Source organism: Flavobacterium sp. (genome assembly GCF_027482425.1).
GTDB lineage: Bacteria > Bacteroidota > Bacteroidia > Flavobacteriales > Flavobacteriaceae > Flavobacterium.
The window spans coordinates 13,226-27,228 of the sequence record NZ_JAIXWA010000025.1; the positions used below are offsets into that span (position 1 = coordinate 13,226).

13 protein-coding genes are annotated in these 14,003 nt (G+C 40.3%); 7 read left to right on the plus strand and 6 right to left on the minus strand.

Annotation, left to right across the window (positions count from 1 at the left end; translation table 11 throughout):
- Positions 1-154: 154 nt before the first annotated feature.
- Positions 155-1,684 carry a GH3 auxin-responsive promoter family protein gene (locus Q0037_RS02525; RefSeq protein WP_297514979.1) on the plus strand — a complete coding sequence of 510 codons (1,530 nt, stop codon included), beginning with the start codon at positions 155-157 and terminating at the stop codon, positions 1,682-1,684.
- A 209-nt stretch (positions 1,685-1,893) separates the two neighbouring features.
- Positions 1,894-4,107, plus strand: coding sequence for a TonB-dependent receptor (locus tag Q0037_RS02530; protein WP_297514982.1), 2,214 nt, complete (start codon positions 1,894-1,896; stop codon positions 4,105-4,107).
- A 51-nt stretch (positions 4,108-4,158) separates the two neighbouring features.
- On the opposite strand, the gene clpX is transcribed toward Q0037_RS02530, so the two are convergent.
- The 4 genes from clpX to Q0037_RS02550 form a co-directional block, all read right to left on the minus strand.
- Positions 4,159-5,388, minus strand: a complete 1,230-nt coding sequence (gene clpX, locus Q0037_RS02535; protein ID WP_297514984.1) for an ATP-dependent Clp protease ATP-binding subunit ClpX — start codon at positions 5,386-5,388, stop codon at positions 4,159-4,161.
- 83 nt (positions 5,389-5,471) lie between these two features.
- Positions 5,472-6,128 carry an ATP-dependent Clp endopeptidase proteolytic subunit ClpP gene (clpP, locus tag Q0037_RS02540; protein ID WP_297514986.1) on the minus strand — a complete coding sequence of 219 codons (657 nt, stop codon included), beginning with the start codon at positions 6,126-6,128 and terminating at the stop codon, positions 5,472-5,474.
- A 330-nt stretch (positions 6,129-6,458) separates the two neighbouring features.
- Positions 6,459-7,793: a trigger factor gene (tig, locus tag Q0037_RS02545; protein ID WP_297514989.1), complete on the minus strand. Its 1,335-nt coding sequence runs from the start codon at positions 7,791-7,793 to the stop codon at positions 6,459-6,461.
- Positions 7,794-7,887: 94 nt separating this feature from the next.
- A complete protein-coding gene (locus Q0037_RS02550; protein ID WP_297514992.1) occupies positions 7,888-8,235 on the minus strand; it encodes a phage holin family protein in 348 nt (115 codons plus the stop codon).
- 95 nt (positions 8,236-8,330) lie between these two features.
- Between Q0037_RS02550 and Q0037_RS02555 the strand changes: the two genes are divergently transcribed.
- On the plus strand, positions 8,331-9,224 hold the full coding sequence (locus Q0037_RS02555; RefSeq protein ID WP_297514995.1) for a T9SS type A sorting domain-containing protein: 894 nt from the start codon (positions 8,331-8,333) through the stop codon (positions 9,222-9,224).
- Positions 9,225-9,271: 47 nt separating this feature from the next.
- Here the strand turns inward: Q0037_RS02555 and Q0037_RS02560 are convergent, their stop codons facing one another.
- Positions 9,272-10,045, minus strand: a complete 774-nt coding sequence (locus tag Q0037_RS02560; protein ID WP_297514997.1) for an alpha/beta fold hydrolase — start codon at positions 10,043-10,045, stop codon at positions 9,272-9,274.
- A gap of 9 nt (positions 10,046-10,054) precedes the next feature.
- Positions 10,055-10,768, minus strand: coding sequence for a pyridoxine 5'-phosphate synthase (locus Q0037_RS02565; RefSeq protein ID WP_297515000.1), 714 nt, complete (start codon positions 10,766-10,768; stop codon positions 10,055-10,057).
- A gap of 92 nt (positions 10,769-10,860) precedes the next feature.
- Here Q0037_RS02565 and Q0037_RS02570 point away from each other — a divergent pair, with 92 nt between their 5' ends.
- From Q0037_RS02570 to Q0037_RS02585, 4 genes are all read left to right on the plus strand, one after another.
- Entirely contained in the window at positions 10,861-11,523 is a 663-nt protein-coding gene (locus Q0037_RS02570) for a CBS domain-containing protein (RefSeq protein ID WP_297515051.1), read from the plus strand.
- A 4-nt stretch (positions 11,524-11,527) separates the two neighbouring features.
- The gene (locus tag Q0037_RS02575; RefSeq protein ID WP_297515004.1) at positions 11,528-12,412 is read left to right on the plus strand and encodes an NAD kinase; all 885 of its coding nucleotides are present in this window, start codon (positions 11,528-11,530) and stop codon (positions 12,410-12,412) included.
- A gap of 161 nt (positions 12,413-12,573) precedes the next feature.
- Complete coding sequence (locus Q0037_RS02580; RefSeq protein ID WP_297515007.1) at positions 12,574-13,254, plus strand: DUF6089 family protein; 681 nt, start codon at positions 12,574-12,576, stop codon at positions 13,252-13,254.
- Between the two features lie 2 nt (positions 13,255-13,256).
- Complete coding sequence (locus Q0037_RS02585) at positions 13,257-14,003, plus strand: isoprenyl transferase (RefSeq protein ID WP_297515010.1); 747 nt, start codon at positions 13,257-13,259, stop codon at positions 14,001-14,003.

Here is a 14,003-nt window from a genome sequence, read left to right on the forward strand (position 1 = left end):
GGGGATAAAATTTCATCTTTTTTCACCATTTCTTTGGGCGCAAAAGCAATTTTTAGTACTTTTAACTAGCTATACTAATCATAAAATTAGCGGTTGATTCTAAACGAGTACGTTTTTCTATCCCCTGCAATCCAATGATTTTAAACCTTTTTTTATGCCATTTCCCATTATCAATTCCATCGCCTCTTGGGTGTTAAAACAACGGATTCACCAAATTGAGTTGTTTTTAAAATACCCCAATGAAGTTCAAGAAGATTTATTATTGAACCTCATCCGGAATTGTGAGGAAACGGTGATTGGTAAAAAATATGATTTTGCATCGGTTAAAAGTTACCAAACCTTCATTGATCGGGTGCCGGTATCCAGCTATGAGGATTTGGAACCGATGATTGAAGAAACCCGCAAAGGGTATCAAAACATTTTTTGGCATTCTCCGATTAAGTGGTTTGCCAAATCGAGCGGAACGACTAATGCCAAAAGTAAATTCATCCCCGTAAGTAACGAAGCCTTAGAAGATTGTCATTACAAAGGGAGCAAAGATTTACTGGCGATGTACTTGCATAATAATCCCGATTCGGAGTTGTTTTTGGGAAAAAGTTTACGTCTCGGAGGTAGTTCGCAAATCTATGCCAACAACAACACCTATTTTGGAGACCTTTCGGCGATACTCATTGAAAACATGCCGCTTTGGGCCGAATTTAGCAGTACCCCAAGCAATAAAACTTCGTTGATGAGCGAATGGGAAACCAAATTGGCAGCCATTATTCAAGAAACCAAAAATGAAAATGTCACCAGTTTTGCTGGAGTTCCTTCTTGGATGCTTGTCTTGATCAACCGTATGTTGCAGGAAGAAGGAAAAACCAATTTATTGGAACTCTGGCCTAATTTGGAGGTGTATTTTCACGGCGGGGTCAGTTTTGAACCGTATCGTGAACAATACCAAAAAATTATACCGAAGACAGAATTCAAGTATTACGAAATTTACAATGCTAGCGAGGGTTTTTTTGCCATTCAAGATCAAAATTATTCCAGTGATTTATTGTTGATGTTGGATTACGGCATTTTTTATGAATTCATTCCAATGGACACTTTTGGCACTTCGGAAGAGAAAATCGTTCGGTTGGCCGAAGTAGAACGCGACAAAAACTACGCCGTGGTCATCACTACCAACTCGGGTTTGTGTCGCTATATGATTGGGGACACTGTGCGCTTTACTTCTTTAAACCCGTATCGTATTCGCGTTTCGGGACGTACCAAGCATTTCATCAATGTATTTGGCGAAGAAATAATGGTGGAAAACACCGATCGCGCTTTGGCTGCAACCTGTAAACGGTTACAATGTGAGATTAAAGATTATACCGTGGCACCCATTTTTATGCAAGGAAAAGAAAAAGGCGCACATGAATGGATGATCGAATTTGCCCAAAAACCCGAATCGATAGAGGCATTTGCAAGGCTTTTAGACGAGACTTTGCAATCGTTAAACTCCGATTACGAAGCCAAACGATACAACAATATGACCTTAAACCCCTTGAAAGTAAATGTGGCACGGGAGAATTTATTCTACGATTGGTTGAAAGAACGCAATAAATTGGGGGGACAAAATAAGATACCTCGTTTATCCAACCAACGTGATTATTTGGAACAACTTTTGGTGTTGCAACAAACATCGCACTTCTTATGAGAAAAGTCGTTTTATTTCTTTTGGCGTTAAGCTTTGTAGCGTGTGGCCCAAAACGGATGAAATGTTATGGCCGACGTTGTGTCACTATCGAAGTTCAACCGCTACAATCCCCCAGCTAAAAAACTTTCTGCTTACCATTTTTTTGTGATTGATATGTAACAAATTTACGACAAGAGAGTCTTACCATTAATCATCAATCAATCACAATCATGAAATCAACTTGTTTCGCCCTAATGCTTTTAGTAGGATTAAGCGCCATTGCGCAAGCACCAAACAACCCAGAAAAAACCCAAGCCAACGATTCGGTCAAAACAACAGTTACTACGCTTGACGAAGTGACCATTTCGCAAAAACGGAAGTACATTAAAGTCGAATCTGATAAAACGACGGTTTCCATCAAAGACAACCCGATGGTCAGTAGCGGCAGCAGTTTGGATGCGATCAAAAAATTACCCGGTGTGATTACATCGCCTACGGGAGAAATTTCGCTGAACGGACGTGGAGTCCGAATTTTTATCGATGGTGCGCCCACCTCATTGGCGGGAACCGATTTGCAAAACTACCTGAGTTCACTCCCCGCCAATGCCATTGAAAAAGTAGAATTGATTTACAATCCCGGCGCTTCTTATGACGCCAATGCGAGTGGTTCAATCATTAATATTGTAACCAATGCCAAGCGCAAAGCGGGAATCAATGCCAGTATCAACATCAATTACAACTTCAACAAATACCAAAAACCGAGCCCACAAGTTTTGGTAAATGGGAAATCCGGTAAATTGAGTTGGCAAACCATGACGGGCTACAACTATATTGAAGGTGAAAATCGCCGTCGTATCACCCAAACCTTTACCGCTTTTACGCCTGATAAATTTTTGGATCAAGAAAATTTTGGGGTAAACATTTACCGAAACTTTTATTTCCGTGGGGGCACCAATTACCGTTTTAATGAGCGTTCAAATTTGTTGTTAAATTACAATGTAAATGCCGCCAATGAACGCAGTCGTTTTGAAAACAGCACGTTGGGCGAAAATATTGATTACCGCAACAATGGTTTGTCCAAAAACGAGAGTTACAATCACGAGTTGAGTGTACAGTTTAAACAAAAATTAGACACCATTGGATCCTCTTTTGATATTACAGCTTACTCTAATTTCTTGGATCAAAAACCCATATCGTCGGCTTCTGCTTTTGATTTGGCATCGTCAAACACGTTTACTAACATGAGTAATTCGGTTTTCCACTTGGACAATCATTATTTGAAATACGACTTTGTGTTTCCTATCCCCAAATGGAAGTTGACCCTTTCCACGGGAGGTAAATACAATTATTTGTCGGTGGTACAAGATGGCAATTACTTTTTAAACAGCACAACCCCCAAAGTCATCACCTTCGACTATCGCGAGGATAATTTGGCCTTTTATGTAGAAGCGCGCCAACAATTTAAAAAATTGAGTCTGACCGCTGGATTACGCTATGAAAACTTTCATATTGAACGTTTGACGAACACTTTAGCGCAGAAAGTAACGTTCACCAATCGAAATCTGTTCCCCAATGTAAATGCGCTTTATGCTTTCACGGACCAATTGAATGTTTCGGCCTCGTATGCTAAAAAAATCAATCAACCGAATTATTTCTCCTTAAATCCAAACAACAGCTCCAATTTTGACCAGTTTAATGCTTCGCAAGGGAATCCGTTGTTGAATCCGACGTTTTTGGATAATTTTGAATTGAAATTTACGGCCTTCCAATTTGTACAATTAGGCGCCAATTATACGATTAGTAAAGACAACAATTTATTTGTTTTCAGCGCCGACCCCAACGCCACTACACCTATTAGCAATGCCACTTTCCGTCAGTTTGAGGAGTTTAGAACCTTCAGTGCTTTTGCAAGTTTTCCTATTCCGTTGGATTATTTTTTTAAAGGAAAAGAAGAATTTCAAAAACGCATGAACAACATGGACCAAATGAATTACATTTTTGTGAATGTAAACTACATCAAGTCGGAATTACGAGGAGTTTCCCTGCCTTACGGGACGGAGGGGCTGTTCAATTATGGGGCACAGGCACAAATTATTTTGCCTTGGGGCATTAAGAATGTGATGAATTATTTCATTTTGCCGGGCAATGGAAACTGGGAAATCTACCGCATTACCAAACCCATTCAGCAATTTGACATTTCGTTCCACAAGGAGTTTATGGATAAAAAACTAAAAGTCGGCCTCCATGCGATGGATGTATTCAATCAAAATAACATCATTGCTTTGGTAGCTGGTGAAAATTTGGATACACGATTCCGAGAAAAGATTGACTCGCGCGTTTTCCGGATTTCGTTGACGTACAATTTCGGTAATCTAAAACTTGAGAAAGAAAACACCGATATTCAAACGGAGAAAGTAAATGCTGGAGGCGGCTTATTGAAATAAATTTGAGGTTAGTGCATAAAAAACCCGATCTGTCGATCGGGTTTTGTTGTATTAGGAAGCAATTTCTAATCGTTTCAGTAAATTTTTATTCAAAGCTTGCTCGGCATACGCTTGGTCTATTTCTAGATTTCGCTCGTCGGAGCCGGGCAATTCGTACATGGCGTCGGTGAGGATGGCTTCACAGAGGGAGCGTAATCCTCGGGCACCCAATTTGTATTCCAATGCTTTTTCTACAATATAATCGAGTGCTTCATGGGTCACCGTTAAGGCAACATGATCCATGGCAAACAATTTTTCATACTGTTTGATTAAGGCATTTTTGGGTTCGGTGAGAATCGCACGTAACGTTGCTTTATCGAGTGGGTCCATGTGGGTTAATACCGGTAAACGACCAATGATTTCGGGAATTAAACCAAAATCTTTCAAATCTTTTGGGATGATGTATTGCAACAAATTATCCTTATCTACCGCTTCTTTCTTTTGGTTGCTGTACCCAACGGCTTGTCGATTTAAACGTTTTGAAATCACGCGTTCGATACCGTCAAAAGCACCGCCCGCGATAAACAGGATGTTTTGGGTATTGACTTCCACAAATTTTTGATCGGGGTGTTTTCGTCCACCTTTGGGGGGAACGTTGACCACGGTTCCTTCCAACAATTTGAGTAAGGCTTGCTGCACCCCTTCACCCGACACGTCGCGAGTGATGGAAGGATTGTCGCTTTTTCGTGCAATTTTATCAATTTCGTCAATGAAAACAATCCCGCGCTCGGCTTTGGCCACATCGTAGTCGGCGGCTTGAAGCAAACGCGTGAGAATACTTTCCACGTCTTCACCCACATAACCGGCTTCGGTTAAAACGGTGGCATCTACAATAGCTAAAGGCACATCCAACATACGGGCAATGGTCTTGGCTACTAAAGTTTTTCCCGTACCTGTTTGGCCGACCATGATGATATTCGACTTTTCGATTTCAACTTCATCGGCGGCGTGGGGTTGCATTAACCGTTTGTAGTGGTTGTAAACCGCTACGGAAAGTACTTTTTTGGTTTGTTCCTGACCAATGACATACTGGTCCAAAAAGGAGCGAATTTCTTTGGGGTGTTTCAATACCAAGTCGGCGGCCGATTTGGCGCTTGCTCCCGTTCGAATTTCTTCCAATACGATGCCATGCGCTTGCTCGATACAGCGGTCACAGATGTGCGCGCTAATACCGGCAATCAACAAATTGGTTTCGGGTTTTTTACGTCCGCAAAAGGAACATTCTAAAACTTCTTTAGCCATAAGTAAGCTGCTGAGCTACTGAGAAACTGAACTACTGAGCGGTTGAGGCTTCGTGGCTCAGTTTCAAAGTAGCATATTTAAAATTATCTGCGTAATACTTCGTCGATCATACCGTATTCTTTGGCCTCGTCGGCAATCATCCAGTAGTCACGTTCGGAGTCTTTGTATACTTTATCAAACGTTTGTCCCGAATGATTGGCGATAATTTGGTACAATTCGTCTTTCAATTTCAACATCTCTTTCAAATTGATTTCCATATCGGTGGCTACCCCTTGTGCTCCGCCTGAAGGTTGGTGAATCATGACACGAGAATGCGGTAACGCCGAGCGTTTTCCTTCGGCACCGGCACACAATAATACGGCCCCCATAGACGCGGCCATACCGGTACAAATGGTGGCCACATCGGGTTTGACGTATTGCATGGTATCATAAATTCCTAATCCGGCATATACGCTACCGCCTGGCGAGTTGATGTAGATTTGGATGTCTTTGGAAGCATCGACGCTTTCCAAGAAGAGTAATTGCGCTTGGATAATGTTGGCCACATAATCGTCAACGCCCGTGCCCAAAAAGATGATGCGGTCCATCATCAAACGAGAGAACACATCGAGTTGCGAAACGTTTAATTGACGTTCTTCAATAATATAGGGTGTCATACCGGCTACGATTTTGTCGTAATAAAGGCTGTTGACCCCGTGCTTTTTCGTCGCAAATTTTTTAAATTCTTTTCCGAAATTCATAGGTTGTGATGAAATGAATTAATATTCTTTTTTACTAGATGCAAAAAGGAGTACAAAGGTTGTACCGCTTTTCATAGAAATGCCAAAGTGACGGTTTAAAGGAAATACAGCCCGGATTGTCGTGAAGGTCCCCGGAAGTGGCGGTCGTGTTGTTGTGGGAACCGCAGCGCGACCGAAGGAAGCGCCTGAGGGGCCGAACAAGAACCGAGCGGCTCGACGGAACCGAAACAAAAGCCGGAAGAGCTGCCTAAAAAACCGTAAGAACGTATTTAAAAAAAAGCGTCAAAATCGAGGAGACTTTGACGCTCAAATATAGCAATATTATTTGAATTAGTGTTTCAACTCGCCGTACATCGCTTTCACGAAGTCTTCGTAGTTTACTTCTTTGGTTTTGGCCTTCACGCTGTTTTTGAACAAATCCAACATTTTTTGGTTCATCACTTGTTCGGACAAGCGACGCACTTCATCTTGGTTGGACATTACGCGGGCCACGATGCCTTGTACATCCTCGTCGGAAGGATCCATTTGACCGAATTGGGCCATTTGTTGTTTGATCAATCCTGAGGTATAGTCTTTTAATTCGTCGAACGTAATTTGTAGGTTGTTGTCCTTCATGATTTTACTTTCGATGAGTTGGTAACGCAATCCTTTTTCAGAGCGCTCGTATTCTGTTACGGCTTCTTCGGCAGAGATTGGGTTTTCGCCCGTGGTTTGAATCCACTTTTTCAAGAATTCAGCAGGCAAATCGAATTTAGTTGATTCTACCAAGAACTCCGTCACATCGTTTAGAAACTTTTGGTCGGCTTGTTGGGCAAATTGACGCTCAGCATCTTCTTTGATTTTCGCTTTCAGTTCGTCTACTGAAGTCACCGCTTTGGGTCCGAACAAACGATCAAACAATTCTTGATCTAAGGTAGCGGGCTCGTAACCGATTACTTCATCGATGGTGAAAGTAACTTCGATATCCAAACCGTGGACATCATCGTGACCAATGTTGAGTACGTCCATTAATTTATGATCGTCGTTGAAAAGCCCTTTGGTTTTTAAGGTGACTACATCGCCTACTTTTTTCCCTAAAATAGATTTGATGGCTTTTTTATCGGCTAAATCTTCAAGGTCTAATGTTGTACGGTTGTTGATGCCGCGCTCTTCATTGGCAAAAATTCCCGCTACATCGTTTCCTTCTTCCACTTTATCTTTGGCAATTACTTTCCCATATTGTTTTTGGATGCGCGCGATTTGACCGTTTAGCATAGTCTGATCAGCCACTACATTGTATTTTACTACGCTAGTTTTAGCTCCTAAATCTACCGTAAATTCGGGCGCAAGACCCAATTCGAATTCGAATTTAAAATCGTCAGTATCCCAATTGAAATCTTCAGTAACTTTAGGTAGTGGATTCCCAAGGATGTCCAATTTTTCTTCTACTAAATAGTTGTTCAAACTCTCTTGCAACAATTTATTTACTTCGTCCAACAATACCGCTTTTCCGTATTGTTTTTGGATTAAAGTCATCGGAACAGCCCCTTTGCGGAATCCGGGGATGCTTGCATTTTTGCGGTAGTTGGTTAACACTTCCTGTACTTTGTCTGCATAATCGCTTTTGTTCACTTCTACAGTTACAACTGCATTCAAAGCGTCCACATTATTTCTTGTAATATTCATAAGATGGTACTAATTTTTAGTATATAAAATCGGGTTGCAAAAGTATAATTTTTCTGCAACCCGTCCAAGTTTTATTTTATTGATTTTTAAAGTCTTATTTTTTGAGTTCGGTCAACTTGTAAACTAGTGACTGCGAGAGCGAAAGTACTACACTAAAAAGCATGGCCCAACCGATATTTTTTACGTCAAATCCATCGACAAAATAATCACAAAGCATGATCATCATCCCGTTGATAACTAACAAAAATAATCCCAAACTAAATACGGTAATTGGCAAGGTAAAAAGCACAAAAATAGGCTTGACAAAAAGGTTTAAAACCCCTAAAACCAGCGCTACAGTCAAGGCTGTGGTGAAGGCATCAACAACAATCCCCTTCAAAAAATAAGGGATAATCATAACTAATAGAGCGGTAACTATCACACGCACAAGAAGTTTCTTCATAAAAACGATACTTAATTATTGGGTTTAAAGGTAAAAAAATTGTGTGATAAAATAAAATTACTTAGATTTGCTTTGTAATTAATAAATTTATGTACATGAAAAAACTATTACTTTCTTTAACATTATTGGCTGGTTCAATGGGATCAGCACAAATTTTCCAAGAAAATTGGGACGGTAACGGTCCTGGGGTTAGCGGATGGATTCTATACAACCTAGACAACAGAACCCCTGTGGGACCTGACGGAACTAGTGGCGAACCTCTATCTTTCCTAGTTCAGGATGCTTGGACTGTATTATCGCTTGCTGATATTCAAGGTGCTAATCCTGATTATGCAGGTTATCCTACAGCCGCTACAGGAATGGATGGCAATATCATTGCAAGTAATTCTTGGTATAACCCTATCGGCGTTGCTAATGACTGGCTTGTGTCACCAATCATCACTGTCCCAGCGGGAACTACTGGTTTAAGTCTTAATTGGGCTGCCGTTAGTTTGGGTAATTCTAGCTTCTTAGAAGACTACCGCGTTTTGATTTCTCCTACTGGAGGTAGTGCTGTGGCAAATTTCACTTCATTATTAATTGATGTTAATAATGAATTGAATACAGGTAATTACAGACAAGTTCCGCTTCCAGCTAGTTTAGCGGGAACATCTTTCCGTATTGCCTTCCAAAATGACGGAGATGACCAATATGTAATGTTTTTAGACAACATCACTGTTACTGGTACATTATCTAACAGTGAGTTTTTGGCGAACAAATTCAATTTGTATCCAAATCCATCTAACAGCATCGTGAATATCTCTTCAGACGAAGCTATTTTGATTGACAAAGTTGAAATCACTGATATTAATGGAAGAATTGTGAAATCTTTCAACGCAGAAGCTACATCGTCTACATCAATCAATGTAAGCGACTTAAATGCAGGTGTTTATTTCTTAAACATTTCTTCTGCTGAAGGATTAGCAGTAAAAAAATTAATCAAAAACTAATCTAGTTTTGATAAATAATAAAAGGCTTCCCAACAGAAGCCTTTTTTTTATGCTTGCAAAAAAGATGTAGTTTGTGAAAAAAATGATTGAGGATCTTCGGCGTGCAACCAGTGTCCTGCATTGGGTATCGTTTGCAATTGAGCGTATGGAAAGTGTTTCAAAATCGCTTCCCAATCAGCATCTAAGACATATTGCGATCGACCGCCACGAATAAACAAAACCTTTCCATTAAATAGGGTGTTTTCGGGCAATGCTTTTCCCACCTCTTTAATATGAACATTGAAAGCCTCGAGATTAAAACGAAAAGCCAGTTGGCCTGGAGTTTTCCAATATACATTTTTCATTAAAAATTGTCGTGTACCATAATCTGGGATAAAGGGATACAACATTTCCTCTACCTGTGCCCGATCGGGTTGAATGGAAAAATCGACAGCGTTAAGACCCGTCAAAATATCTTGATGGTGGGGCGCGTAGTATTTAGGCCCGATATCCGCCACTACCATTTTTCGAATTAAATGGGCATGCTTCACTGCCAACAACATGGCGACTTTACCACCCATGGAATGGCCAATGATGTCACATTGTGAGAGTTGGTAACTTTGCATGTAGTTGAGCACATCATGAACCATAAGGTCATAATTGAACTCGTGCGAATGAAAACTTTTTCCGTGATTGCGCAAATCCAACACATGTACTTGATAGCCCAGCGATGCATATTGAGGCGCAAACGACTTCCAATTGTCAGACATTCCCATAAATCCATGGATAATCAACAAAGGAAAGCCTTCACCTTCAATTCTTGAATGTAAGATTGGTGCCATCTTTATGGTTTATTTCAATTTTTGCAAATACATATTTACCACATTTTCAAGTCCTAAGTACAACGCTTCTGAAATAAGGGCGTGACCAATAGATACCTCCAACAAACCGGGTATATTTTGTTTAAAAAACTGAATGTTATCCAAACTTAAATCGTGACCCGCATTCACACCCAATTCCAAATCTACTGCTCGTTGCGCTGCTGCTGCATAGGGAGCAATGGCGTGTTCATTCCCCAAAGCGTATTGGTGGGCAAAATTTTCTGTATACAATTCAATACGATCGGTTCCCGTTGCTTTGGCTCCTTCGATCATTTTAATGTTGGGATCTACAAAAATTGAAGTACGAATTCCTTGCGCTTTAAAGAGGGCTATCACCTCTTGCAAATACGATTGATGACGCACCGTATCCCAACCCGCTGAAGAAGTAATTGCTCCAATGGCATCGGGCACTAAGGTTACTTGTTCGGGTTGGCATTCAAGAACCAAGTCGATAAAATTATGTTGTGGATTACCTTCTATATTAAATTCTGTAATAACGACATCGCGTAAATCGCGTGCATCTTGGTACCGAATATGACGTTCATCGGGTCTGGGGTGAATGGTTATCCCTTGGGCTCCAAAACGCTGAATAGCTACAGCCGCTTCAACTACATTGGGAACATTTCCACCACGGGCATTGCGTAAAGTTGCTATTTTGTTAATATTGACACTTAGTTTAGTCATTTTTATTGTGGATTAATAATGCAAAAATACAAGTTAAAATCGGCACACCCGAACGAAAAAATTGATTATTTTGCATGAAATATCCTTCCCGTATGACTGCCATCAATGATTACATCACCAACGATCATGCTGCCTTAGGCAGTTTACAAACCGTTGCTAACGCGCAAGACTTTTTTTTGGAGGTTCCTTTTTCCAATTTCCCTGTACTCCAGGAAGGTGTTTACGTAGGTTGTATTTCTGCAGAAGATGTAGAAACCTTTGACATGGACAAGCCACTTTCAGATTACCGCTATGTTTTGGAAGGATTTTTTGCGCGCAAAAGTATGATGTGGCTAGATGTTTTGGAGGTATTTGCGAAAAATCACACCAATATTGTTCCTGTATTGGACGATGAAAACAACCAGTATTTAGGGTATTATGAACTGGAAGATATCATTAAATTTTTCCATGAAACGCCTTTTTTAAAAGAGCAGGGGGGAATTATCGTCGTGCAAAAAGGAATAAACGATTATGCAATGAGTCAAATTGCCCAAATCGTTGAAAGCAATAATGCCAAAATGCTCGGCGCTTTCATTTCGGATGTAATAGGAGACCAAGTAGAAATCACGGTGAAAATTGCCATAGGTCCTATGAACGATATCATACAAACGTTCAGACGTTACAACTATAGTATTGTTTCTGAGCATCACGATGATATGTTTTTGAATAACTTGAAAGAACGTTCTGAATATTTGGATCGCTTTCTGAACATCTAATCTTATGAGAATCGCCATCTTTGGACAGTACTATCAAAACGATACCCGTCCTATCATTCGTGATATTTTTCTTTTTTTAAATGAAAATCAAGTCGATTTGGTCATTGAAGCTGATTTTCTGAAAATTTTGTATGAGCAAGAATTACTTAAAAAAACCTATAAAACCTTTTCATCTTATGAAGATTTAAAGTCGGGATTTGATTTAATGATTAGTATTGGTGGGGACGGAACAATTTTGCGTGCCGCCACTTTTGTTCGTGATTTGGGCATTCCGATTTTAGGCATAAATGCCGGTCGTTTGGGATTTTTGGCCAAAGTACAAAAGGAAAACATCAACGCTTTTTTACAATTGGTATTGGAAAAACACTATACCATTTCTGAACGGACCTTGTTGGCACTTCAAATTACTCCTGACGAAGGACAAATCCCAGCCCTCAATTTCGCCATGAACGAAGTAACGGTAAGCCGTAAAGACACCACTTCGATGATTACCATTGAAACTCATTTGGACAATGAATATCTTACCTCCTATTGGGCTGACGGACTCATTGTGGCTACACCTACAGGCACGACAGGATATTCGTTGAGCTGTGGAGGACCCGTATTGACACCCAATGCCAATTGCTGGGTGATCACCCCTATTGCCCCACACAATCTTAATGCAAGACCCTTAGTAATTCCCGACCACACCACCATTCGCTTGCGGGTTTCAGGAAGAGAAGATCAATTTTTAGTTTCCCTAGATTCCCGTTTAATTACGCTCACTAAAGATCATGTTCTAACCATACGAAAAAATGATTTTTGCATTAAAATGGTCGAAATTCAAGAGGAAAGCTTCTTAAAAACCCTTCGCAACAAACTTCTTTGGGGAGAAGATAAACGAAATTAACACCTATATTACACTACACCCTTTCTTTTACCGTTAAACCCTTCGAACAGTGAATAGTTCATAAAAGAAGGTTTAACCGTATAAAATATAATTTTTATTATTCAAAAGGGATGTTTATCTACTACTGATAATTATTATATTTGCACGCTATTTTCCATTGAATGAAACGAATATATATCGCGTTATTGGTATTGACTTTTTCTGGATTACAAGCGCAAATTCATGAAGTTGGCGTTTTTGCAGGGGGAGCAAATTACATTGGAGAGGTAGGTAAAACAAATTATATCAACCCAAACGAACCCGTTTTTGGTTTTTTGTATAAGTGGAATAGAAGTCCGCGTCATTCCTACCGCTTCGCATTCAATTGGGGAAAAATTAGTGCCAACGATTTGGACTCCGATGTCCCTGGACGGCAACGAAGAGGGAATCGTTTTGAAAATTCAGTGCGCGAATTGGCCGTAGGGATGGAATTCAATTTTTTTGATTTCGACTTACACGAAATGGACCGCCAGTTTACGCCCTATGTTTTTACGGGACTAACGTATACCTTTTATGATGAATTGTATACCGTTAATCGCGAAACCCGAACCGACAAGAGCAGTTCAACGCTTGCGATTCCCATGGTGGTGGGTATAAAAACGAATATTGCTGACCATTGGATTTTCGGCGTTGAAGTGGGTGCACGTTACACGTTTTCTGACAACCTTGATGGAAGTCAACCCAAAAACGATCGATATGCGGCGCTTCGTTATGGCAATTTAGAAAGTAATGATTGGTATCTGTTTACGGGAGTAACCCTTACGTATACCTTTGGAAATAAACCCTGCTTTTGTGCAGACTAACTATGAGTTTACTACAACACGTAAATACCGACAATCTACCCAAGCATATTGCCATCATCATGGACGGCAACGGAAGGTGGGCAAAAAAACAAGGTATGTTACGCACTTTTGGCCATGAGCGTGGCACCAAATCGGTTAAAACTACCGTAGAAACCTGTGCGCGCTTAGGGATACAAAACCTTACGTTGTATGCTTTTTCAACCGAAAATTGGAACCGCCCCAAAATAGAAGTAGAAACGTTAATGAAACTTTTGGTTAAATCGCTTAAAACCGAACTCAAAACGTTACAATCCAACAACATTCGACTTAATGCGGTCGGATGCCTTGATTTATTACCCAAAGGCACGCGCAGTGAGTTAATGGAAGTGATGGATAAAACCAAAAACAACAACCATATGACCCTCACCTTAGCCTTAAGTTATGGCTCTCGAGAGGAGTTAATTCAAGTTGTTAAAAACATCAGTGACAAAGTTAAAAATAGTATAATTTCAATTGAGGCTATTGACGAATCCATTATTAATCAACATCTTTACACCCATGATTTACCCGATGTTGACTTATTAATTAGAACCAGTGGCGAGCACAGAATCAGTAATTTCTTGTTGTGGCAAATTGCTTACGCAGAGTTATTTTTTACCGATGTATTGTGGCCTGACTTCACGGACGAGCATTTGTATGAAGCCATTATCAATTATCAAAAAAGAGAACGCAGATTTGGAAAAACCAGCGAACAGATTAACCCTTCCTAA